Raw genomic sequence first — 24731 nt, 5'->3', positions numbered from 1 at the left:
ATGGCTGCTTTCATTTCGCGCATTTTGATTGCGTTCGGCTCGGTCGGATTGCTTGCAATGACGGCTATCATCGGATGGCAGGTTTTCGGTCGCTTCGTGCTCAATTCCAGCCCTTCATGGACCGAGCAGGCATCGCTGATCCTGATGATCTGGTATGTCATGTTTGCAGCGGCTGCCGGCGTCTACGAAGGGTTTCACATTCGCATCGCCCTGCTCGAGGAGAAATTCGGCGAGCGGGCACGGCCTCTATTGCGGGTCGTGGCGACGATCATCGTTATCGTCGGCCTGGTCCTGCTGGTCTACGGTGTCCAGCTTTGCTGGGCCGTCCGTTCTAACGTTGTGCCTTCGCTCGGGATAAGCCGGGCGGTCGCATACATCCCCCTGCCATTATCCGGCGTGCTGATGGCGCTGTTTGCCTTGCCGCAAATGCTCACAGGTCGTCAGCCGGGTCACCACGCGCGCGAAGCGGGAGTTGAATAATGGAACTGCTGGTCCTTTTCGGCGTGCTCTTCCTCCTGCTCATCCTCGGGGTGCCGGTCGCCTTTTCGCTGCTGGCCGCAGCGCTCGCCTGCTTCCTGACGATGGACATACCACCGATCGTCGCGGTGCAGAGAGTGGCTTCGGGCATCAGCGTCTTCACCCTCATGGCAATCCCGTTCTTCATCTTCGCCGGCGATCTCATGTATCGTGCGGGCATCGCCGAACGGCTTGTACGGGTCGCCGATGCAGCAGTTGGCCGTGTCCGGGGCGGCCTTGGCATCGTGGATGTCGGTGCGTCGATGATGTTCGGCGCCGTTTCGGGTTCGGCGATCGCAAGTGCGTCGGCCATCGGATCGACGATGGTCCCGCTGATGAAGGAAAAGGGTTATCCCGGCGACTACGCGGTCAACGTCACCGTCACCGCCGCCATCGTGGGGCTGTTGATCCCGCCGTCGCACAACATGATCATCTACTCCGCCGCATCGGGCATCGGGGTCTCGATCGGCGACCTGTTCCTCGCAGGCGTTATCCCTGGCGTGCTGACCGGCATTATGCTCATGCTGGTTGCCTGGCTCGTCGCACGCAGGCGCAAGCTGCCAACCGGTCGCTTCCCCGGCTGGCGCGAGTTCATCCTCGCAACCGCCTATGCCATCCCCGGTCTCATGACCGCTGTCATAATCATGGGCGGTATCCTGAGCGGTTTTTTCACGCCGACCGAAAGTTCGGCGATCGCCGTGATCTACACGATGCTGATCGGCACCTTCGTTTATCGCAGCCTCGGCTGGAAAGGCATGTGGGAGGCGGCGGCGAAGTCGGTCCGCACGGCATCGATGGTGCTCTTCATCATCGCGGCGGCCACCGCCTTCGGCTTCGCGCTGGCATTGCTTGAGGTACCGGCGTCCTTGGGCGCGCTGATCGGCGTGATGACGGACAATCCGATACTGACCCTGATCATCATCAACCTGATGCTGCTGGCTCTCGGCACATTCATGGACATGGCGCCGCTCATCGTGATTACCACGCCGATCTTCCTGCCAGTGGCGATGGGGGTCGGCATCGATCCGGTCCACTTCGGTATCATCATGATGCTGAACTTGGGCATTGGCCTCGTCACACCGCCGGTCGGGTCGGTTCTGTTCGTGGGGTCTGCCGTGGGTAAGATTGCGGTGACTTCGCTCGTGAAGACGATCTGGCCGTTTTACCTTACTCTGGTCGCAGCGCTGGTTATCATCAGCTTCGTACCCTCGCTGTCGCTCTGGCTGCCGTCGATTTTTGCAGGGTAGTCAAAGCGTGACGCCGCGCTTCCATATGGAAATGACACGGTGACCGGTACGCTCGGCCTGCGTCGGTCGCCCTCCGGCCACCGCATTCAGATAGTCAGCGAAGGCATGATCGATCGCGTCTTTTCCTTCGGTTAGCACACGCCCTGCATCGAAATCGATCCAGCCCGGCTTCGAAGCTGCCAGCCGCGAATTCGACGATACCTTGATGGTCGGCACGGGGAAACCGAGCGGTGTTCCGCGGCCGGTCGTAAACAGAATCATGGTCGCGCCCGCTGCAGCCAGCGCGGTTGAGGAAACGGCGTCGTTCCCCGGCGCTTCGAGCAGGGTCAGGCCTGCGAGCTTGGCGGTCTCGCCGTAATCGATCACATCGACCAACGGTGCCCTTCCGCCCTTCTGCACTGCGCCGAGCGACTTTTCCTCGAGCGTTGTGATCCCGCCAGCGATATTCCCAGGCGAAGGGTTTTCCGAAACAGGTAGGCCCTGCTCAAGAAAATAGCGCTTGAACCGGTTCACCAGTTCGCCCGCAGCGGAGAAGACTTCAGCCGATACGGAACGGGCTAGCAAAGCATCTTCGGCCCCAAACACTTCAGGAATCTCGGTCAGAATCAGTTTCCCGTCCGACGCTGCCAGGCTGTCGCTGAAACGGCCGAGCAAGGGGTTAGCTGTCAGGCCCGAGAGCGCGTCCGATCCTCCACACTTCAGCCCCACCGTCAGCGCGCTCGCTGGCGCTTTCTTACGTTCCAGCGGAGCCAGCATTTCCACCAGCTCCCCGATGATCGCGAGCAATTCCGCACGTTCGTCGCCCGCCTCCTGCGCGCGCATGGTGCGCAATTTGGCACGGCTTCGCGCCGGTACCAGTTCGACCAGATCGTCGAGCTGATTGCTTTCGCACCCCAATCCCACCAGCACGACCGCGCCCGCATTGGGATTGTCGCACAGCGCGGCGAGGATTGCTCTCGTCCCGGAGAGATCGTCGCCCAATTGCGAACACCCATGTGGATGGCCGAACCCCACGATTCCGTCGAGTTTCCCTCGATGAGCTTCGGCAGCTTCCCTCGCCACCATTTCCACCAGCGGGGCAACGCAGCCCACCGTCGGCAGAATCCAGATTTCATTGCGGGTTGCAAATCGCCCATCTTCGCGGCGATACCCCCGCCAATCACCCAGCGACCCGGCCTCGATTTCGCGCGGAGCGGCGGGTTCGAAAGCGCCATAATCGAGCTCACCCGACAATGCTGTAGATAGGTTGTGCGAATGGACGTGCTGACCGGCGCAGATTGCTTGGGTGGCGTGTCCTATTTTCGATCCATAGCGGATCACGTCGGCACCACTCGCATGCTGCCTCAGCGCGAACTTGTGCCCCGCGGGAATGGCATCGACGAGTTGCAGGGATACCCCTGCGAGGGCGACATCTTCTCCTTGGACAAGGTCGCGGATCGCGATTCCCACACTGTCGTCCCGGTGGCAATGCCAGGCACTCGGCACTTGCGTATCGGCTTCAACTGGCTGTGGTATGCTGTTCATGTCCGCCGTGTTTCCCCCGCAGGTGTGGAGAGTTGATTCTTCTGGCCCGGAAGGGCAGAAATCATCTTGTGACACCGGTTACCATCGTTTGCCGCCTGTCTGCAAACGCAACACTCTCCCGCGCCAGCTGGACCGGCAATACAAGGACGTGAAGGATGAACATGCCGCTGCGACTGCATGAAGACCGACTGTTCCCTGCCGATGCAGGGGTTCGGTCCATTGCTCGTACATTGTATGCCGAGGTCGCCGAGCTTCCGATTATCAGCCCGCATGGCCACACCGACCCCGAATGGTTTGCGACCAACGAACCGTTCGGAAATGCGACCGAATTGCTTCTCCACCCCGATCACTACCTTTTCCGCATGCTCTATTCGCAGGGCATCGCGCTGGAAGACCTTGGCATTTCGGGAAGCGGCGCAAACCCTCGCGAATCATGGCGTCTGCTAGCGAAAAACTACCATTTGTTCCGTGCGACGCCGTCACGCATCTGGCTTGACTGGGTGTTTGCGAGCGCGTTCGACATCGAAGTCAGCCTGGATGCTTCGACATCGGATTTCTATTTCGACACGATAACCGAGAAATTGCAGCAGGACGGATTCCGTCCGCGCGCGCTTTTCGACCGCTACGGGCTGGAGGTTCTCGCGACTACGGAAAGCCCTCTCGACACGCTCGCACATCACCAGGCAATTCGTGAAAGCGGCTGGGGCGGCAAAGTCATCACCGCGTATCGACCCGACCCAATCGTCGATCCCGAATTCGAAGGATTTGCCGATAATCTCGTCCGCTTGGGAGAGCTCACCGGCGAGGATACCACGACCTGGTCGGGATATCTCGCGGCCCACCGCAATCGGCGCGACTATTTTGCTGGCTTCGGCGCGACATCGACCGACCATGGTCATCCCACCGCTACAACGGCCAACCTGTCTCACGCAGAGGCACGGGATTTGTTCAACCGCGTAAAGTTCGGCGGTGCGTCCGCTGCGGATTGCGAACTCTTTCGCGGCCACATGCTGACCGAGATGGCCGCAATGAGCATCGACGACGGACTGGTCATGCAGATCCATCCTGGCAGTTTCCGCAATCACAACCTCAAGCTTTTCGAACAGTTCGGCCGAGACAAGGGTGCGGACATTCCGACCCGCACCGATTACGTTCACGCACTGAAACCCCTGCTCAATCGCTTTGGTAACAATGCCGACCTCTCGATCATCCTCTTTACGTTGGACGAGAGTAGCTATGCGCGCGAGCTGGCGCCTTTGGCGGGTCACTACCCTAGCCTCAAGCTGGGGCCCGCTTGGTGGTTTCACGACAGCCCGGAAGGCATGCGGCGCTTCAGGTCCATGACCACCGAAACGGCCGGCTTCTACAACACCGTTGGCTTTAACGACGACACGCGGGCGTTTCTTTCCATCCCGGCGAGGCATGATGTGGCGCGCCGGATCGATTGCGGTTTCCTTGCGCAGATGGTTGCCGAGCACCGCATCGAGGATTGGGAAGCTGCCGAACTGGCGCGCGATCTCGCTTACAACCTCGCCAAGTCGGCCTATCGCCTATGAGGCTTGGCCCGGAATCCCTCCCGATGCTTCCTGCGGTGATTGCCCGGTTCGACTACGACCATGGCGGCGTCGCGCCTCTATTTCTCTGCGGTCTCTTGGCAAGATAAAGCAAGAACCCGCCCCCCGCTGCCACAAGAACCGCATCGATCGCCCAGATCAGAAGGGCCGCCGAGAACCCCGCCATAAGTATGGCGTGGGCCACGCCGAGGACCAGCAACAATGCGCCGGTTGCAGCTTTGCCACACCGGGCGAGGCTGCGGGCCGAGAGTGCGCCGGCCGCAGCAAGCGCGGCCAGACAGACCGCTCCCCACACGGGTATGAGAGCGGTGTATGGCCATACGGGCAGGAGGATCGCACAGAGCGCTGCGACGGCAAGGCCGACGGGCTGGCCCCAGACGACGGCGGCCCATACGCGCTCCCAGCCAGGCGCGGGCCGCCCTTTGTCGCGTCTGCGTACGAGCCAGATTTTCACACCTCCAACCGCAAGATAGGTGAGGCCCAGCCCGAGCAGGCCATAGGCGATTTTGACGATACCACGACCAAACCAGCCAAAATGTAGAGGCCCAAGCGCGCCGAATACCCGCTCCCCAAGCGAAGCTTCTACGATCTTCTTTTCGTAATAGACCTCGCCCCCGCGGGTGATGCCGACACTCGTGACACCGGCGAGCGCCTGTTCGTCGTAGAGGTCGAACACGGCGGCTGCGCCCGCTTCTGTCGGGTGTTCCACGGTAATGCGCTCGAGCGCGCCTTCATCGGGCAAGCGCGCCAGCATCGGCCTTAGGTCGAGCACCGGTGCCTCGGCCGTGTTCTCCGGCGGCTCAGGCGGAGTAAACAGCGCATAGATGCGGCCGGTGTCGCCATCGAACATGGCCATGCCCGGCACACCGACGATGATCGTGGTCAGCCCGAGGAACGCCCCGGTCAGCGAAACGACGAGATGGAAGGGGAGAGCCCACACACCGATACGGTTGTGCAGATCGGCTTCCTGTAGCCGACGCGATCCACCGACGCGAAGGTGAAAGGCGTCCCTTAAAATGCGCGGATGGGCGCACAGGCCGGAGATCAGCGAAGATAGCAGCGCCACGCCGGTCATCCCGACGATGAAGATGCCCCAGGCCGACGGCAAATGCAGGAATATGTGCAGCCGGATTATGAAATCGCTCCAGGCGTTTCTGAGCGGAGCGAGATTTCCCTCGGCATCGGCGACCAGCGAAGCCTGTTCGGCTTCTGCATCTACATAGAGCGAAACGAACGGCTGGTCTGCTGTCGGCATGGCAATGCGGACGTGATGCACCTCCCCCTGCGACTGCGCGACCGCGTTTTCGAGCGCGCGCTGGACGGTTTCGGGCGATGCCTGTGAGACCTGCTCAACCGCAGGGTTCTCCCACACCGCAAATTCGTGAACGAACACCGCCAGTGTGCCCGACAGACACACGACATAGATCGCCGCTGCAAAAGCGAGGCCGAGCGCGCTGTGGCCCTTCAATACGGCCTGCACGAAGGCGGCCGGGATGCGAGCCATCAGCGGTTTTCTCTTGGCGCTCGCCGGTTTTTCCGCGTTCATCCGAAGCCTTTCAGGATCGAGAGGCCGAAGCCCAGTACCGCCACGCCCACCAGGACGGCGGTGGCGCGCAGAATGCGATTATCTGCCAGCGTCCATGCCATTGCTCCGCCCCAGATGACCGGCACCAGCATTCCCCCGATGACCAGCCGCGTATGCTCTGCGCCGCCTGCCCACGTGGACCAGAATATGCCCACCGCCATCGCGGCAATCATGCCGATCGGCCCGGCGAGCAGCCAGCGCAGCGCACTGCGCCACCAGCTCGGCTTGCGATCGAGCGGTTCGGGCGCAAGGCTCTTGCTGCGTCCCGCCCGCCTGGGTTCACGCACCACCATGCCGGTGGCTACCACGGCCAGCACGGCGACCGAGGCGATGGTTAGCCCAATGAAAAGTCCGCGAATGCTGCCGAGCGAGGTCGCGCCAAGCGAGCAGGCGGCTATCAGAAGGAGCCAGCCCACGGCTTTCCAGCCGCGGCCTGCCTGACCGCGCGCGCTCCACGAACGACGCAGCGCAAGCCCGCCGCTGGCAGCAAGGGCGGCCATCGCCACGCAGATGGCTGCCTCGCTCAAAAGCCAGCTTCCAGACCGATGCCGACGATGCGCGGGGCACCGAGAACCGCCTGATTCGCGACCGAGTTCACATACTGGATGTAGTTTTCATCGAGCAGGTTGTTGGCGAAGACGTAGACCATCGCATTGCCGAGGTCGTAACCCAGCTTTGCATTCACCACCGTGCGATCAGAAATGCGCTGCTGATCCTGGTCCACGCCCGTGGTCGAATAGACTTCGCTGCGATAGCTGGCGTTGATATTGCCCATGAAATTGCCGCTGCGGACATTGGCGCCGGCGGCCAGCGTCCATTCGGGAGCATAGGCAAACACGCTGCCAGCGAGATCGGTTGTGGCATTGCCTTGGTCTACCGTGAACTCGTCGAATTCGGTTTGGACGTGCCCCATGGAGGCATACCAGTCGAAGCTGGAATTCACGACATGGGCAAATTCCACCTCGAAGCCGTAGAGATGCGATTTGCCTGCATTGACCGTGTTGAAGTCATAGCTGTTGAGTCCGAAATTGACGTTCACCTGCTGGTCGGTCCAATCGATGTAGAATGCGTTGGCATTCAGGCGCACACCATCGATAGGCTCGGATCGCAAAGAGAACTCGTAGTTCCAGGTGAACTCCGGATCGTAGGGCACTTCGAGCGAGCGCGCCGTGTTGCTGCTCGTCCCGCCCGAGCGATAGCCGCGCTGAACGGTCACGGCAGTGCTGAAGCGCGGCGACCACTCGTAGTCGAGCCCGACCTTCGGCAGAAAGGCATCGAACTCACGCGAGGTCTCGGGCGTCGAATTGCCCGCCTAGTCCACCAACCCTTGAACGCCTGCATTCAGTCCTGCAATGGCCGGGGCCAGCGGGCCGTAATTTGCGGGGTCGGGATAGTTGCCCGCAAACTCGGTGGTTTGCTGCACTTCGATCCTGTGTTCCTCGTGATCGTAACGGAAGCCCGCGATCACAGACAGCCGATCGGTCAGGTATATCGTGGCATCGCCGAACACAGCCATCGTCTTCACATTGTTTGGCGCGAAGCTGGCATAGTCGACCACGATGTTCGGGACGGCCTGCGCATAGAGGTCCACGGCATATTGTGCGGTCGCCTGATCGAGCCCGCCCTGCATAAGCAGGCCCACCGCGGTCTCGATCGGCAGCGGCACCAGCGTGCGGCTGTCGGTTTGGATCACCTGGTCGCGGTTGTAATAGAAGGCACCCAGCAATCCGCTGAACCAGTCGCCATCATAGGCAAGCCGCAATTCCTGCGTGAAGGTCTCGTAATCGCGATCCTGCAGGCCGAATGCCCGGTCCTCGGCGGTGCCGTCGCCGTCATACTGCCCGTCCTCGGCCACGTCGTTCCACGAGGTCACGCTGGTCAAAGTCAAGGCCGGGTCGATTTCATAGCTCAACTCGGCGCTGGCGATTTCGACATTGGACTTGATGAAGTTCGCGACATTGGACCGGTTTACCCGGTTGTCGAAGAAACCCGGCTCGGCGAGATCGGCATAGATATAGTAGTAGCCGCCGTCGCGCTCGTAATGCGTGTAGCCCAGCTTCGCTTCGAATCCGGGCAGTGCTTTGGGCTGCCAGAGAAGCTTCCCGCGCAGGTTCACTGCGGACAGATCATCTTCATAGGCGTCGCGCGTCGGGTTGTAGATGATCCCGCGTTCGTCGCGGTAATCGGCGCTTACACGGAAGGCGAGTTCGTCGTCGACGATCGGCCCGCCGACCGCTGCGGAGACCTGATAGGCCTCTTCCAGTGTGGCGCGAACCTGTGCCCGGCCATCCCAGTAGAACTGCGGATCGCGGGTACGGACATGGACTGCACCTGCCAGAGCATTGAGGCCCTGCAGCGTCGATTGCGGCCCGCGGAATATTTCCACCTGAGAAACGTCCCAGGTGTCGGTCGGCGCGGCGTGCAGCACGGTGGTGGGCATCGGCGCGCCGTCGATATAAACAGTGGCGAGCGCACCATTGCCGCCTCCGCTCACGCCGCGATTGCTCATACCGCGGATGGTGAAGCCGTAAGAGCCGTAGGTTTCCGACACGTTGGCCGTACGGTTGTATATCTCCTGCAGCGTCTGGATGTTCTGCTCTTCGATCTGCTCTGCAGTGGTGACTGATACGCTGGCGACAGTCTCCTGCAGCGTGCGGTCGATTTTCTCGCCTGTCACGATGATCGTACCGGCCGGAGGTGCCGTGGGGTCGCCTTCGGTCTCGACTGTGTCACCGGCCTCCTGTGCAAGAGAGACGGACGGCGCGAGCACCAACAAACTCGCCGAAGCGAGCAGAACATTGCGTTTCATAGAGAACCCCTTTCGGCGGCGCGCTACTGCGAATGCGTTTGCGAGTCAATCGCAATAGAACCTCTGTCGAGAACTTATAACGCCTGGCTCTGGGCACACCGGGTAGTTCAACCCGGCCTCGGCTCCGCCAATTGGAAAAGGGATCAATCTCTCACGGAAATCTCGGGCCTGAGCGTCGGGAAGCTTCAAGGCAGCAGCGATCGAACGCAGGACTCCTGCGAGTCTGCCCAACGCATCGGACCTTGCAACAGTGGTGGCCACAACCGACCTGATCGCCATCGTGCCGCTACGCTATGCAGAACTTATCGCACCCATTTTCCGCCTCAGAATTCTGCCGGTCCCGTTCCACTATCCCACGACGAAGGTGTTCCTCCGATGGGCAGAAGACCGGCACGACGATCCGGGCGTACGCTGGCTGAGGGATACGATCCGCTCGATCTTCTCGACGTAAGGATCGGGTACCTTGAAGCCAATACGATCAAAGTAGCGAAAGCGATGTCTGCGCGCCGTTTAGCTAATGGCGGGGCGCTGAAACGGGGGCTCGCGAAGATATCTCCGAGCATCCCTCAAACATAAGACATCGTCAGAAGGGAATACTGATCGGAGACACCCCAAATGCCGCACTCCTTTCCGAAGACGAAGACTGTTTTTTATTTATTTTAGCAGTGCTTCCCTTTTCCCCTCGCTTGTCGAAGGTATTAATTACTGGTGCGCGCTGGACGATGTTCCGCGGGAGCATATAGAAACCGACCGGTGTGCCGCGCTTCGAACGATTGAGTGCGAAACATGGTGGACCATGGGTTCACCGGTCTGTGCTGCGGATCGCCCTGCTTTCGGACAACCGCTTTGGGGCTATTCGCTAATGATAACGGATCGACTGCTCAGACAAACCGTCTCTAGTCACTGGAACTGAGACGCATTGCATAGAGCTCGCTCTTTCGGGAAGCGGCCAGATAGCTAGCGGCCGGAAGCGAACGAGCATCGGATTGTGGACGCAAGAAGATAGGCTCACAATTCTATCATTTTGGATTGGGGCCGCCGTCATCTTCGTCATTTCGATTCGAATGGCGGCCCCCAATGTTCCTTCACCAGAGCACCAATTATCATGCCCGATCTGCGTATCGTCAGTCTGGTTTTCGCTTGCTCGCCATGCGGTCGTCGTCAGCTAACCAGCGACCAGCCGCCCTCGCCATCGGGTTCGAGCAGGGTCAGGGTGCGATAGTCGATGTCCTCGTAGGCATCCTGCCCCCTGTAGAGATACCAGGAATGACCCTGAAACACCCTCCACAGGCTCGCATCGTCGCCATATCCATAAGGACCGCACAATTGCGCGGGCGGCTGATCCTGCGGCTGGCGGGCGCGCATCGCCGCGCTCACGTCGACTACGTAACCGTCGGCGACATCGTCTATCTTGCGAGCCTTGCAGCTCCTGGGCACTTCGCGCTGGAGGCCATAGAGCGCTCGATGCTGAACGTCCTTCGCCGGTCCATCCTTGAACAACATCATGACATCAGCGTAGCGGATCGGTTCGTCGAGCTTGCCGAACGCGCTGCCATCCTCGTGATAGGCGGTCTCGATGAGTTCGAGGCTGGCCATATGGGCACCCGCACTTCCAAGCAGGCGCGAGGTGCGGCCGCTGCATTGCGCGGCGCGATAAAGCACCAGCATGTCTGCCATCCAGGCCTCGCTCAGCGCCCATTCGCAGGAGCTCGACGCCAGTTCAGGCTCCGGCCCCTCGACAACGTTGAGGTAGGCCGTAGCCGCTTCCGGGCATAGGCCGCTTAGCGGCAGACGGAGGCCGTCGCTCCGGCAAGGGGGCATGCGATCCTCGGTCTCCTGCGCGTAATTCATGGCCATGTCGTAACATTGGTCTAGCGAGCGCAGCAGGACCTCGCCCGTGCCGATGGGGAATGCCATCTGCACTTCGTCCGTGCCCGTGCGGTTGCCCGGATTACTGACCTCGAAGACGATCTCATCGGCGGTGTAAATTTCGCCGAATGCACCATTCAGCTCTTCCTTGGTAGAAAACGCACTCAGCCAATCGTCATTGGGAAACGCGGGGTCCTTGACGAAGCGGCCCATTTCTTCGGTCGCAGTAGGCGTCTTAGAATCGAACCAGAAGGCCAGCGGATATTCGCCATCCTCTCCGAAACTGTCCCTGCTGAAACCGTTCACGCCGAATACGTAGCCATCCGCCACGCGCTCGATGCGGACCGCGTCGTAGGAGCCGGGCAGGCTGGCGACCGCGGCACAGCTGAGCCCGAACGCGTCCGACCCCGTCTGGTAGATGCTCCAGGGACCGTACTGCGCATAGGCCGCCGTGCCCTCGACGAACTCGGGCTGCACATCCGGCGACGCCTGGGCGCTGCAGGAGACCGCACCGAGGGTGGCGATGCTCGCGATGAATGCATTTGCGATCGTATTTCTCATCGAATGTACTCCTGCAGCGGCCCGGCGGGCCCTCAGAATTTCTTGGCGTAGGCGCAGACCTTCAGCAGGTCGCCGTTCCAGCAGGCGTCCTTCGTGCTGGCACGGCTTACCTGGCCGCCGGTCTGCAATTCGCCGTCGGTGTCGCGGAAGGACATCATTGCGATTTTCTTGGTGTCCGCCTCCACGATCACCTCCTCGAACTGCGACGTCATCGGGTAGCCGTCGGCCCGCGAGACCATGAAACTCGCGCCGCCGAAGCCGTCGAAAAGGCAAGGACCACTGTAGGTGTAGCCTTCAATCGTCACGTCGCAGTTGGCGTTCACGCCGTTGGCGAGCTCGTCTGCGGTCGGCATGCGATACTTGCCGTTGCCCGTGGGCGCGGAGGCGACCTTCGGCGCCTTGCCGGGCGATGCGTTTTGCGCCGGCGGTGTTGCCGTTGCTGCCGCGTCGTCGGGCGATCCGGACGCCGCCATTTCGGCCTTCATCGCAGCGGTTTCCGCCTTCGCAGCGGCGGCTTCGGCCTTGGCGGTTGCGAGTTCGCTGCTGTCGTCGGCGCTCGCATCGCCGCACCCGTAAAGGATGAACGCGCAGGAAATCGTGCAAAGGAACCGCTTCATGATGGCCTCCAGGAGATTGGGAAAAGGTCGTTCGTATGGTGAAATGAGACGGAAATCCGGCCCGCCAGTCGCCCGTGCGATCTTGATCGGGCCGGAAGCAATCCGACTACGCTCGGTCAGGAATTGGGCGTGATCGTGCAGGTGCCGGTGACGCCGTTATTCGCGTCTGCACTGATGCGCAGCAGGGTGCACTCCCCCGTGCCGACCACGTAATCGCCGGTATAGAGGATCAGCCCGCTGCGGTTGCCGCTCGTCTCGTTCTTGCCGATCGCAACAAAGTATTGGGCATTCACTCCGTCCGAATGCTGGAGCCAGGTGCCGATGACGCGGCCGTTATACGAGACGGTGAAATCGCCGTTCAGATCGTAGGTGTTGGTGAAGTTGGGCGAGGTAATCCCCCATTTCACACCATTGCTGTTATACATGTTGGTCCGGTTGGACTGGGCCAGCGCGGTGGTGCCTGCGACGAGCGCGGCGGACGCGATTACACCTGCGAAAATTGCTTTCCTGTTCATTTGGTCACTCCTCAAAAAAGGGGGTTGCTACGAAAGTCTTCACGCATTCGGGCGGGGGTCTGGGTTGAGACAATCTGCCCCGCCGAATCTCCTATTCCACCTGAATCCAGCGCCCATCCGTGCCTTTGGCCAAGAGGGTGAAAGAGGCGGGATCGACCTGCCAGACGTCCTGCCCCAACTGGAAAAACCAGCTGCGACCCTGAAACACCCGCCAGAAGGCGGCCTCATCCTCGTTCAGGCCGAAAGGGCCGCAGGCCGACCGCGGTTCGTCGGGCGGCGCCTCGGCTGCTTCCGACGCACTTACGTCCACGACCAGCGCGTCTTCGGGCCATCCCTCGATCCAAATATTGCGGACCGAACATGCCTGCTGTTGCCCGGGATCGTCGATTGCGTCGCGCGCGATCCGCAAGAGCGTGGCGGTCCGGTCGCTGCTGTCGCTTCCGGCAACGCGGGCGAGAACCTGGCCCTTCATGGCGTTTTCGGCATCGCCGTAGGCGACGCTATCGTAGGCAAGGCTCGCCATCCCTGCTCCTTCGGCGAAGGCAAGCCGGGTGGTCTTGTCGCCGCACCGTGTCGCGCGATAGAACAGGGCCTCGTCCTCGAAGCGGGTTTCCTGCACGATCCACCCGCAGCCATCCGGCGCATCGGGCGGGTCGCCTGCAGAGGGGTTCAGGTATGCGCTTGCGGCCCCTGCACAGATGCCGGTGATCGGTAGTCGATCACCCCCGCCCGGGCAGGTTGCTCCGGTTTTTTCGGCCTCGGGGCCCCCCGCAGCCGGTTCACGGGTGGAGCCGCCTCCGCACGCCGACAGAGACAGCACGAAGGCTGCAGGCACCGTAATGGCGATCCAGTTCCGCACAGCCTTGTAGTCCTCCGCTTCCGTGTCGCCACATCAGCCTAGGTCGAGCGGAAATTTAGGGAACTGGTAGGTCTGCTAGGGTGCGCCGCCACGACAATCGCGCGCGTGGCGCCCGTTTCGGCGCTAGAGATCGAATTCGTCGACCAGCTGTTCGCGCACCGCGATGGCAGCGGCTTCGGCGCGGTTGGATACACCAAGCTTGGCGAGAATCGCGCCGACATGGTAATTCGCCGTCGACGCCGAAAAACCAAGATAATTTGCGATTTCGGCGTTGGTGAAACCTTTTGCCAGCAGGACGAGAACACGGCGCTGCTGGCCGGTGAGCGAGCCTGAGAGGTTGGGGCCCCGATCGCTCTTCACAGACTTCCCCTGCACCATGGCCACCTCGCCTTTCACGACCTTGCGCACCGCATCGATCAGCTCGTCGTAGGTAACGGACTTTGGAAGGTGCGCGGAGGCGCCGCTCGCGATCATGCTGGCCACCATGTGGCTTTCCGCGAAAGTGCTGAGCCCGATAATGCGGGTCTCGGGATGCGATCTGTGGATCGCTTCGGTCGCGGCAAGGCCGCCCATGCCCTCCATCCGCAGATCCATCAGCACGATGTCCGGCAACAGTTTTCCGCACAACTCCAGCGCTCTCTCGCCGTTCTCCGCCTCACCGACGATCTCGACCTCGGGCGCGTTCGCCAGAAGCTGGGCGATGCCCCTTCGCACCATCAGATGGTCGTCGACGACCAGGATCCGAATCTTTGTGTCCATCGCCTTATCGAAACCAGATCATGGTCACTCGGCAACCCTGTTGTGGCGCGCTGTCGATTTCGAGTGTGGCCCCGATCGTAGCCGCGCGGTCGCGCATGATCGAAAGCCCCAGCCTTTCGCGCCGGCCTCCGGCGGTCGGATCGAAGCCGCGTCCGGCGTCGCTGACGCTTAGGAGCGCGCGGTCTTCCATCGCGTCGAAGACCAGTTCCACCTCGCTGACACCGCTGTGCTTTAGCACGTTGTTCAGCGATTCCTGGGCCACGCGGTAAAACATCGCGATCACTTCAGGCGGCAGCAGTGCCGTTTCGTGGATGTCGCACTCGACCTTCAGCGCGTGAAGCCTGGTGAAGCTCTCCACCAGCTCGCTGAGGCGGTGGGTGAGCGACCCTTGTTCGCCTTCGTCGCGCAATTCGGACAGCAGGTGCCGCATTTCGCTCAGCGCGTGACGGTTGAGTCGCGCAACCTGCTCGGCCGCCTCGCGATCGGAAGGCGCCAGCTGGTGCAGGCGCGTCGGAAGGGCGCTTGCATGCAGGGCGGCCGATGCCAGGGTTTGCGCGATGGCATCGTGCAGATCGGCCGACAGCCGGGCGCGCTCTTCCAGCTTGGTGCTCTGGATGGTCATGTCGGCAATTTCCGATACGCGGTCGGCCACACGGTCTTCCAGCCGCCGGGTCAATGCGGTCTGCTCGCGCGCCAGCGCATTGAAGGATTCGATCAGGAAGCCGATCTCGTCACTGAAGGCGACGGGAACCTGCGTATCGCTATCCCCCTCTCGATAGCGCCGAATGCCGTTCATAAGACGTTCCAGCGGAGCGAGAAGGAAACTGCGGAAGATCAATGGCAGGCCGATCAGCGCGGCGAGCGCGGTCAGCAGGATGAATAGCACGAAAGGGGCGAACAGCCGGTCCTGATGGACCATGAAGATCCGGTAATGATCCCGGAGCAGTGCAGAGCCGGCATCGGTTTGCCTGCCGGGCGTTATCCCGATCAACCATGGGGCCTCCAGTGGGCTTAGCATGGCAAATCGCGGCGCTTGCGGCACATCCAGAAACTGCATCGCTATGCGACCGTCGGAATGCAAAATGGTCTGAATCCGGTAGCAGCGGCTCATATCCTTCTGGTCGCAACGGTCACGTCGGGTCACCACCAGCCGTTCGTCATCAATGACGGCGGTGATCTGCGTCCCGGACTCGGGCAGCTCGACCAGCATCGGGTAAATGGCGGGCTGGCTGCCGTCGTCGAAAGCCGCATCGACCGGGTGCGGCACCCGCCCGAATGCAATCGTGCCGAGCGCACCCACGTAAACATGATCGTACATGCGTCCGTAGAAAGGAAAGTCGAACGGCAGGTCGATCCGTTCGCCATCGCTGGCGAGGACGGGGCCCCTCACGCGTTCCGGAAGGAAGACCGTGGGCTGCGCCGCGTAGCCCCGATCGCCGCCGCGCGGGACGAACAGCAGTGCATCACCCGATGAGGGCAGGTCAGGCGCCCGGAACTGCTCCTGATAGGCAGGGGCGACGACCCAGGCGGCTCCGTTGACCGCAGCGAGCAGGACCGCAAAACCGATAATGGTGAGCTTGAACAAGAACGTCGTGCGTTCGGGTAGGTAGCCGACCAGCACGAGCGTCAGGCCGACCAGTTGCAACAGGACCAGCCAGCAGATCAGGATGTCGAAAGGAAAGTTGGAGAGACTTTCGTCGGGAAAAAACAGCGCGGCCGTATGGAGGATGGGAAGAACCGTCAAAAACAGGAATGCCCGCGCCACCTTCGCCTCGCGCGATGGCGCAGGCCGCCAGAGCAGGGCGAGCCTGGACAGCAACCGCTTCCGCGTGTCTCGCTGCGAGTCGATCGGCTGCGCCGCTCTCAGCTGGCGCCAGAACACGATTGCCGCCCAGATCATCCCGAGATGCATCCAGCCGGCAAGCCACTGCGGACGCCACCATGCTTCCCGCGCGATCATGGCGATGTCCGCCCGAACGGCGATCGCCGTTTCCGCGGCGATCAGCCCCGCCAGGAAAAACGTCACGACCTGCATTTCGCGCCGGACGCCGCGAAGGGGTTTGGGGAACAGGTAGGCGAGCGCGATCATCGCTAACGGCGCGATGGCTCCGAAAGGACGGGCCCATGGCATGGCAAGTGTCGCCAGTCCGCCCGGATCCGACCAAGGCATCGCATAGCTCAACCAGCCACCACCCGTCAGTACCCGCAACATGGACGTAAACAGCGCGGGCACCAGCGACAGCATGAGGATGGCAAGCAGCCAGGTCGCCGGCTCAAAGCGATCCTGCCTGGAATTCGCAAATGCCCGCCGCAACAGGTAGGTCGCCAGCACCACCGCGAGCAGCAGCTGGCTGAGGTAACTGATTGCGGCTGGATTCCAGAGTAACGAGGGATCCGCTGTGTCGGCCGTCACCCAGTTCATTGCTCCACACGCCGCCCCGTTATTGTCTGCGGCCAAATCTAGCTCGAAATCACCACTGCACCAATTCGATATTGCAGCTAATCCTCGGCGGCAGGGTCATGCATTCGCGACCGGAAAGCTCGACACCTTCGGTCGGCCGATGGGCGGTGGCCAGGTAGTCTCGATCCTAGTGGCGCACTGGGAGCTCGACGATCCGCTGCCTCGCTTTGCAACCGGCGCATTCAACCTTGAGCGATGGTAGGATAATTCGGCGGAAGCCACTCACCACATCTTTGTAAATGCGAAGCAGTTTGATCGCTGACTTTTTTCGTTGCAGCAGCCCGGGCCCCCGACAAATCGGCAGGTTGAAGGGTTCGTCGACCCGCACAACGGGAAGGTCTACGATGGACAGCACGAAGCGATCGTCGAGCGCGCCTTGTGGGACAAGGTCCAAGCCAGCCTCGCTGATAATCGGCAAGGTCAACAGCATGGGAGCCGCGCGATCTGCAGCACGGCGAAGCGAGCGAAGTCGGCTTGCGGATACCGGCGAAGGAACTTGAGCGCGCGGTTACGAAGAGGTTGGGCGAAGCGCGAAGGTACGTTCGATCCGCCAGACACCGAGTCCGGTGTGGCGAAAAGGCCTCCAGAGAAATCCCGCGAAAATCGGCAAATGTCCGCCGTTGAGCGCTTCTCTCGCACCGGAAAGATACGCGAAAGGGCGCGAAATTGCGCTCGTCTCGGAGACATTTATCTCACTTTCCCGTATACTTGGACTGGATGGCGGAGCGGGAGGGATTCGATTTATTAGTTTAAGTCGCTCATGTTACGATATTTTCAATTCTCCCCTTCGCCTGCCACCCCCACAGATACCCCGAGAATTTGCCAAGAATTTTATCGCGACATCGCGACTTGCTGTAACCAACACCGTCAAGCTCCATCGGCACCTGTTCCTAGCATAGGCATTGCATTCGGCTTGCCCCCGCAAACATCGAAAAACGATCGCTATTTGCCTCGATGGCGGTCGTATCGACTGAGAGGGCGAATGGCCGAAAGCAGTCGCGTGCTTGCTCCTAAGGGGAGGGCCAGCTCCCTTGGTTGCGATCATCCCGATCCCCGCATAATATCGTTTCAACCGGGGGCACACCAATAGGGCGGCAAATTCCGTGGAGCCCATAGCTCGACAGCTACCCCTGATTGTGGATGGATAGGCCAACGTTGCCTGATGGGCATTGGACATCGGTTTCGCGACGGCTTTAATCCTCGATATGGAGGGGAAGCCGATGAGCGAATTCGACATTACATTCGAACTGTTTACCTTGCTTCTCGGCCTCACCATGGCCGAGGTGCTGGCGGGCTATGCCCGCGCCTACAAACTGCGCAGCAGGATCCGTCACGATCGTCTCGCGCCGAGCGACACCGACGCAAACGGTAAGCCGCAGCAGATCCGGATTGGTTGGCTGGTGCCGCTGTCCGCTGCCGTGGTCCTGTTTCACCAGGCGACCTTCTGGCTGTTCATGTACGAGGTGCAGGGCAATGTCCCGCTCCACCTGCTCAGCCTCGTGTGCGTGCTCGCCGTCATCGGCTGGTACTATCTGATCAGCGCTGCCCTGTGGCCGGACGAGCCCGAGGCCTGGCCCGATTTCGACGAGTATTACATGGCGCACCGGCGCTTCATCTGGCTCGGCGTGATCGCAATCGCGGTCCTCGTCGAGATCGGATACACGGTCTACTCGGAAGAGCGTGCGATCGACGCTCCGGCGTGGATCGTCGAGCTTGTCGACTGGGCCGACATGATCGGCACCCTGACCCTGCTGGCAATGCCTTTCGTCAAGTCCCGCCGCTGGGCGGTCGGCCTGCTCGCGATCATCGTGGCCCACTTTGCGATCACGACCATCTTCGCGCCGTGGACCTTCGTCTGAACTCCCGGGCGGCCTGAAGGCGTGGGCCGCCGCGCCCCGAGACGCGGCGGCCGAGCCTCAGAACGGGATGCGCAAGCCACCGGCGAAGTCCAGCGCCTCGCGATCTTCGCCAAGCAGGGCATCGCCGCGCAGCGTCAGCTCTCCGAAGCCAAGGTCGAAGGCAACACCGCCGGTCAGCCGGGTGTAGTCTTCCGGCTGCGTGCCTTGCAGTGCGAAGGTCGCATCCGGAAGCGCCACGAAGCTCGCGGTTACCGGCGTGTCGATCTCACCCTGGAAAACATAGCTGGCAGACGCGAAGGGCCGCACGGTCGAGCCTGTGTAGGCGAACCGCAGGCCAAGCTCGGGGGAGAACACCGAGTCCTCCTGCTCGGCGATGGTCAGGGGCGTCGGTCCGCCCGTCTCGGTGAAGCCGTCCACGTCGATGACCCGCCAGGTGAAGGCGGCGAAGGGACCGAAAGCGGCATCGCCGAAGGCCAGATCGTAGCCAAGGTCGCCACTCACGCGCAGTTCGTTGCTCGCAAAGCTCGCACTGCTCGGCCCCCGGTCCACGTCCCAGTCGGTCCACGCGTAGGCGACCTGCGCCGAAGCCAGGACCGGGCCCAAGCGCTGCGCCAGGTAGGCACCCAGCACCAGACTGTCGGCCTGCGCTCCGTAGCCGCTCGCCGTGGCATCGAGACCGTCGTAGCCGAAGCCGAATCCGATCCGCCGTTCCCCCTCGCTCGTCAGCTCGAAGCCGCCGACGATCCCGAAATGGTCGCTCTCCAGCTGCGACGTGCCAAGGACGGGATCCGCCTCGAGCGTCTGCGATCCGAAGCTCGGCATGGCCCAGGCCGTGACCCGTGTCCCCTCGCCACTTTCCCCGCCGAGACTCGACCAGGGTGCACCGGACCGATCGATCGCACGGCTTTGCCTGATCGCTGCGCCGCGTGCGCCGCCACCGGCGCGCCGCTGCGCGACGGGCGAGGCACCGATGCCGGCCCCCAAGCCACCCCGGCCGAGCGGATTGAACGCGTCGAGTGCGGACAGGTTCAGGATCGACCCATAGGCGGCGGCCGAACCGACCGCGCCGAATTGCGTGGCAATGTCGGTACTGCCGAAATCGAGCGCGATCACGCTGTCGCGCAGCGCGGCCAGCCTGGTGCCTTCCGCGATAGCGGGCGCGGACTGGAGCGACGCGAGCGCGCCCTGGAATGCCTCGGCCACCGCGCGCTCGTTCGCGTTGGTCGCGGCACTGGCATAGGGCGTGCGGATCACTTCGATACCGACCAGCGTTGCATCGCCCTCGAGCGCGGTTGTCAGCCGGTAGTCGAGGAAGGGAGACTCATGGGCCGGGTCCACCTCCAGGCCTTCGTCGGAGTAGATTCCGCCGACCGAGAGGAAATCGACCCGCTCGCCGCCGAAGTAGATGCCGGGCTGGTTGAGCAGCGCGATCTGTCCCGCAAGGCTCGCATCTCCGCTCACGTCGAGCCGCGCGGCAGTGCTTGCAGGAGCGGTTGCGATCGTGGCGTTGATCGGCACATAAAGCCGCCCATCGGCCCCTTGCCGATAGTTCCCGGTCACACTGAACGCGATCCCGTCGATGGTGGCGCCCCCCCCCGCATGTCCGACCGTCCGGCCGAGCCACAGGCCGCCATCGTTCGACACATCCCCGCGCAGCCTGAAAACGCCGCTGCCGGCCACGCCCAGCTGAACATCGCCCGACTGGATATCGAAGCTGCCGATGTCGAACGCGTAGTCACCTTCTGCCACGGACGCGGCGACAATCGTGAAGGTCCCCGTGCCGGCCCGCTCAATCCGTTCGACCCCGCTTACCCGTGCGCCCGAGGCGAGCGTGTCGAAATCGTCGAGCAGGCTCGGATCGAAGGCGACGTAAGGCGCGAAGTCGGGGGCGAACAGATAGTCGCCTTCGGCAGGCGTCAGATCGTTCCCCACGCCGAAGAAGCCGCTTCCCGTCAGCGTGACAATGGTCGAGGTCAGGCGCTCGGGCGCGCCCTCGCCCGCGCTGGTGCCCGTCTCGCCCGCGATGGCGCCCAGCGTGATCGAATTGTCGCCCAGGGCGATGTTCGCGCCGATCTGCGAGGTTCGCGTCCCTTCGGGCAGGAAGCCCGCCAGGCCGATCGTCTCCAGTTCGCCGATGCGGATGTTTCCGACAAGCAGGCCGTCCTGCGCGAAGGAATAGGTCTGCTGCAACAGATCCGGGCCGAGTTCAGTGGTGAGCAGCGCGCGGATTTCCTCCATGCCCGGTGGTGTATCGTCGGCCGCCTCGGACAATGCGTCCAGCGCTTCCTGATCGATACTGATGGTCACCTCGTTGGCGGCAGCGGCGCCGAGATTGACCTCGCCGCGCATGATGCCCCGATTCGCAACCGTGCCCGTCCCGGCCTGCACCGCGACGCTGCCATTGATCAGACCGGCATTGTCGAGGCGGGCCGCGCTGGCAAGCGCGGTGCGGGTGAACGAGAGTTCGGACACCGTCTCTTCGCCGGTATTGTCGCTGAACAGCCGTCCCGAACCCTGCGACCCGATGGCCCGCAGGGTGATGTCCCCGAAAATCGCGCCGCCATTCTCGATGGTCGCGGTCTCGCGCGTGCTCTCGCCTTCGGCACCCACGCCGGTAACATTGATGGTGACCGCCGCCTGATCGCTCCCGACAAGGCCGTTATTGAAGAAGCGCGCAATATTGGTCCGCCGCACCTGGGTGAAGGTGGTGGTGTTGGTGGCAACCTCGTTATCGGCGGTATAGGTCTCCTCGATCGACACGACGCTCTCGGTGAAATTCGAGAAATTGCCGCTCGGCGAGATGCTGGTGCTGCTCGACTGTTCGAGCGTGTCGGTCACGCTGTTGCGCGTCGTGACGACCTCGACGCCTTCTTCTTCGTTGCCCGATACGGTCTCGTTCCCGGTCGTTTCGGTTTCGCCGTCGCCCGAGCCGCTGCCTTCTGCGGTTCCACCACCTTCGTCTGGCTCTCCCTCGTCCCCGGTATCTTCCGGTTCGGGCAGGGCTTCGCCGACAGCGATGAGGCCGCCGCCGGGGAGCACCCTGGCGCCCGCTTCCACGGTCAGGATCGACGCTTCGGCACCGGCAAGACGGATGTTGCCCTGCTGGATCGCCGCCGTGGCCTCCGCACCCTCTTGCTGTCCCGAAGGAGCGGCGATCGTCAGCGCGGCTATGCCGCCATAAGTGCTAACCTGTTGGGTTTCGCTTCTGGATTGCCTTGCCTCTGCATCGAGGCTTTCCGGATCACTGCCCGTGTAGGCGGTGGTGACAGTCCGGTTGGCCGCCGTGGCGCCCGATGCGATGGTGATGTCGCCATTGCTGGTGCCGCCCAGCGTGACCGAGACGTCGCCGAAGAAAGCGCGCGCCTGAAGCCCGCCGATGCTGCCGTCGATCTCCGCCACCACATCCCCGGCGAGAGCCGAAGGGGTGTTCTCCTCGACCTCGACGACCGTGCGCGAAACCGCGCCGTCAGGCCCCCGCACGCGGGTATCGCTCGTCCGCTCGAGCGTGTCGAATGCATCCTCCTGCTCCTCCGCGTTCGAGATGCCGAGCACGCCCCCGATCATGCTCTGCGCATCGAGGGCCACGTAAGCGCCGACGGTCCCCTCGCCGCTGCCGAAGCCAAGGACAACTGCATCCCCGTCTATAGTGCCGCCCGTCAGCGTCAGATTGGCCGTGCCACCTGCGAGTGCGTTTGTTTCCGCGGTGATCTCGGTGCGCGAAATCGGCTGAAGATCGCCAGCTTCGGTATCTTGGGAGAGCTCGACGAGGGTGGCGGTTTCCTGCCCGTCGGTTCCGTTTCCGCCCGCAACCGCGACGCTGCCCCCAACGCGGCCGCCTTCGATCTGCAGCGATGCGGTGCCGCGCGATGCGATCACTTCCACATTGCCATCCGCTTCGCCGTTGGAGAGAACCGCGCCGGTCAGAAAGACAGACGAATCCGCTACCAAGTGGGTGACAGTGGTCACCTCCTCGGTTTCGCTTCGGCGGCTCGCAGGCAGGCCGCCCCCCAGGCTCCGTTCGAGCGTGCCGGATCGCGCGATGGTGGACGCAATGGCTTCGGCCCGGCCCTCGAAGCTGCCGTAGATCGTGCCCCCGATGGTGGCGCTGCTTTCCCCTGCGGCAATCTGGGTGACCGCGATATCGCGTGCGTTCTCATCCTCCTCGGGTGCGCCGACGATACCGTAATACCGGCCGGTCACCGATCCTCCGACCGGGGTGTTCTCGGTCAGGCGCGTCTCGGTCGCCACCGACACAACGCGATCGTCTTCACCGTCGACCGGGGTTCGGGTCGTCGTGACCGTACGGATCGTCTCGTCGGTCTGGGCATTGGCCTGCGAGGTGAGGTCGATGTCGCCCAAAGCCATCCCGTCGAGATCGAACGCGATCCCGAGCGCGCTATTCGCGCTGATATCGCCAAGCACGGCGCCCCCGTCGCCGATTGCGGCTTCGATAGCCCCTCCTGCAACGGCGGTCTCGAAGGTGGTGGTCCGGGTTTCGACGGTTTGCGAACCGCCATCCACTTCCGCTTCACTGGTCGCCGTGGCCATGCTGCTCGAATTCGGTAGGGCGAGGCTGGTGAGCTGGAGATTCCCGGCCACCAGGCCCTGGGAATAGAACCCGATGCCGCCGAGCGCCTCGACACTCGCATTGCCGTACACGCTCCCATCCGGCCCGATGGTGACATCCGCTCTCCCGCCGGTGGCCGTTTGCTCGACCTGCTCGAAGGTCGACCCGTCATCGGGGTCGATCCGTGTGAGCTCGTAGGTTTCGATACCCGATGCGATGACCGTCAGATCGCCCCCGGCCTCGGGCTCACCGATCCGACCGTCGATCAGCATGTTCACCGCGCCGCGATTGGTGATCGCCGTCAGTCCGCCCGTGATCGCTCCGCCCGGTGCGATAGTGGCGGTGATATCGCCGCCGACATTGGTGCTGCGCGCCTCGTTGCTGACGCCGATGAAGCTGAAGGTCTCGCCGCCGCCCGGCGAGCGCGCCGTGCGGATCAGATTGACGTCTTCCTCGTAAAATTCCTGATTGGCCGAATTGAGGACCACGGCCCCGTCGATCAGGCCCGCATTCCTCAGCCGCACGCCATCCGACCCGCGCAGCTCGACATCGCCAGAGATCACGCCGGTAACGCCGTTGAGTACCCCGGCCTCCCCGCGCGTGTAGGATGAGCGGTTGGTAACGGTTTCGACCTGGTCGGTCTGCTCGGTGCCATCGTCGAGCACGGTGGTTTCCACCGTGACGAGCTGCTCGGTTTCGATGCTCTGGATGCCGGCCTGCATCTCCACGTCGCCAGAGATCGTCCCGCTGTTGATCAGCGCAACATCGTCTCCGGCAAGCACCGCGACATCGCCCCCGATATTCGCGCCTTCCAGCGTGCGGACCGTCGCGACGCCGAGGGCCGTCGACATGGCCAACACGCCTTCGTCTTCCGCGTCATCGGTAAGGATCAGATCGCCAGCAATAACCGCGCTCAGATCGCCATAACGCGATTCGAGCGACACGGACCCGACCTGCAAGCCGGTGAGGCCGAAACTCGCCGCCAGATCGACGACGACATCGACATCGCCGTACATGGCCCCGTAATTGGCGAAGTCGAAGGACGATCCAACGTCGGGCGTGCCCTCCGGCGGCTGGAAGACGATATCCAGCGGATCGGCTTCGCTCCCGATAACGCCATTATTGGCGATGCTCATATTGCCGGTGACCGGCGGCGTTTGCGGCTCGATCTCGGAGACATCGGCCGTGACGAGGACATCCTCCCCGATCTCCAGCACGCCCGACGGCCCCGACAATTCGCCGAGTGCCTCGTTGATCTCGCTTGCTTCGACATCGGCTTCGCACTCGACGCTATCGCTATCGACCTCGCAGGACTGGGCCATGACCGGTGCTGCGGAAATGATCGCAGTCGCTGCCGCCGCGCCCGCAAGCAGGCGTGCCCGATAAGATGCATTCATTGTCATGATCTC

General features: G+C 62.5%; 16 protein-coding genes and 2 pseudogenes. 5 read left to right on the top strand and 13 right to left on the bottom strand.

Annotated features, from left to right (window positions below):
* Complete coding sequence (locus tag AAG612_RS13930) at positions 1-480, top strand: TRAP transporter small permease (RefSeq protein ID WP_342511100.1); 480 nt, start codon at positions 1-3, stop codon at positions 478-480.
* Entirely contained in the window at positions 480-1763 is a 1284-nt protein-coding gene (locus AAG612_RS13925; protein ID WP_342511098.1) for a TRAP transporter large permease, read from the top strand. The genes AAG612_RS13930 and AAG612_RS13925 overlap by 1 nt, the downstream gene beginning before the upstream one ends.
* Here AAG612_RS13925 and AAG612_RS13920 read toward each other — a convergent pair whose 3' ends face one another.
* The gene (locus AAG612_RS13920; protein ID WP_342511096.1) at positions 1764-3287 is read right to left on the bottom strand and encodes a UxaA family hydrolase; all 1524 of its coding nucleotides are present in this window, start codon (positions 3285-3287) and stop codon (positions 1764-1766) included.
* A 155-nt stretch (positions 3288-3442) separates the two neighbouring features.
* On the opposite strand from AAG612_RS13920, the gene uxaC reads away from it, so the two are divergent.
* Positions 3443-4843, top strand: a complete 1401-nt coding sequence (gene uxaC / locus AAG612_RS13915; protein WP_342511093.1) for a glucuronate isomerase — start codon at positions 3443-3445, stop codon at positions 4841-4843.
* 52 nt (positions 4844-4895) lie between these two features.
* Here uxaC and AAG612_RS13910 read toward each other — a convergent pair whose 3' ends face one another.
* From AAG612_RS13910 to AAG612_RS13895, 4 genes and pseudogenes are all read right to left on the bottom strand, one after another.
* The gene (locus tag AAG612_RS13910; RefSeq protein ID WP_342511092.1) at positions 4896-6365 is read right to left on the bottom strand and encodes a PepSY-associated TM helix domain-containing protein; all 1470 of its coding nucleotides are present in this window, start codon (positions 6363-6365) and stop codon (positions 4896-4898) included.
* A gap of 38 nt (positions 6366-6403) precedes the next feature.
* On the bottom strand, positions 6404-6973 hold the full coding sequence (locus AAG612_RS13905) for a hypothetical protein (RefSeq protein ID WP_342511090.1): 570 nt from the start codon (positions 6971-6973) through the stop codon (positions 6404-6406).
* Positions 6970-7731: pseudogene (locus AAG612_RS13900) on the bottom strand (TonB-dependent receptor domain-containing protein); the annotation flags it as partial. The gene AAG612_RS13905 and the pseudogene AAG612_RS13900, both read right to left, overlap by 4 nt.
* 27 nt (positions 7732-7758) lie before the next feature.
* Entirely contained in the window at positions 7759-9255 is a 1497-nt protein-coding gene (locus AAG612_RS13895) for a TonB-dependent receptor (RefSeq protein ID WP_342511088.1), read from the bottom strand.
* A gap of 196 nt (positions 9256-9451) precedes the next feature.
* On the opposite strand from AAG612_RS13895, the pseudogene AAG612_RS13890 reads away from it, so the two are divergent.
* Positions 9452-9706: pseudogene (locus AAG612_RS13890) on the top strand (LysR substrate-binding domain-containing protein); the annotation flags it as partial.
* Positions 9707-10416: 710 nt separating this feature from the next.
* Here AAG612_RS13890 and AAG612_RS13885 read toward each other — a convergent pair.
* From AAG612_RS13885 to AAG612_RS13855, 7 genes are all read right to left on the bottom strand, one after another.
* The gene (locus tag AAG612_RS13885) at positions 10417-11685 is read right to left on the bottom strand and encodes a hypothetical protein (RefSeq protein ID WP_342511085.1); all 1269 of its coding nucleotides are present in this window, start codon (positions 11683-11685) and stop codon (positions 10417-10419) included.
* 32 nt (positions 11686-11717) lie between these two features.
* Positions 11718-12302, bottom strand: a complete 585-nt coding sequence (locus tag AAG612_RS13880) for a hypothetical protein (protein WP_342511083.1) — start codon at positions 12300-12302, stop codon at positions 11718-11720.
* A 116-nt stretch (positions 12303-12418) separates the two neighbouring features.
* Positions 12419-12817, bottom strand: a complete 399-nt coding sequence (locus AAG612_RS13875; RefSeq protein WP_342511081.1) for a hypothetical protein — start codon at positions 12815-12817, stop codon at positions 12419-12421.
* Between the two features lie 91 nt (positions 12818-12908).
* Complete coding sequence (locus tag AAG612_RS13870) at positions 12909-13676, bottom strand: hypothetical protein (protein ID WP_342511079.1); 768 nt, start codon at positions 13674-13676, stop codon at positions 12909-12911.
* A 123-nt stretch (positions 13677-13799) separates the two neighbouring features.
* Positions 13800-14435, bottom strand: coding sequence for a response regulator (locus AAG612_RS13865; RefSeq protein ID WP_342511077.1), 636 nt, complete (start codon positions 14433-14435; stop codon positions 13800-13802).
* A 4-nt stretch (positions 14436-14439) separates the two neighbouring features.
* The gene (locus tag AAG612_RS13860) at positions 14440-16857 is read right to left on the bottom strand and encodes a sensor histidine kinase (protein ID WP_342511076.1); all 2418 of its coding nucleotides are present in this window, start codon (positions 16855-16857) and stop codon (positions 14440-14442) included.
* 166 nt (positions 16858-17023) lie between these two features.
* Positions 17024-17326: a hypothetical protein gene (locus AAG612_RS13855; protein ID WP_342511074.1), complete on the bottom strand. Its 303-nt coding sequence runs from the start codon at positions 17324-17326 to the stop codon at positions 17024-17026.
* Between the two features lie 790 nt (positions 17327-18116).
* Between AAG612_RS13855 and AAG612_RS13850 the strand changes: the two genes are divergently transcribed.
* Positions 18117-18755 carry a hypothetical protein gene (locus AAG612_RS13850; RefSeq protein ID WP_342511072.1) on the top strand — a complete coding sequence of 213 codons (639 nt, stop codon included), beginning with the start codon at positions 18117-18119 and terminating at the stop codon, positions 18753-18755.
* A gap of 57 nt (positions 18756-18812) precedes the next feature.
* Here the strand turns inward: AAG612_RS13850 and AAG612_RS13845 are convergent, their stop codons facing one another.
* Entirely contained in the window at positions 18813-24719 is a 5907-nt protein-coding gene (locus tag AAG612_RS13845; RefSeq protein WP_342511069.1) for an autotransporter domain-containing protein, read from the bottom strand.
* Positions 24720-24731 lie beyond the last annotated feature (12 nt).

Origin of the sequence: Citromicrobium bathyomarinum (assembly GCF_038594605.1) — a bacterium.
In the GTDB taxonomy this organism is placed as follows: Bacteria; Pseudomonadota; Alphaproteobacteria; order Sphingomonadales; family Sphingomonadaceae; genus Alteriqipengyuania; species Alteriqipengyuania bathyomarina_B.
This window is presented reverse-complemented; position numbering and strand designations above follow the sequence as displayed.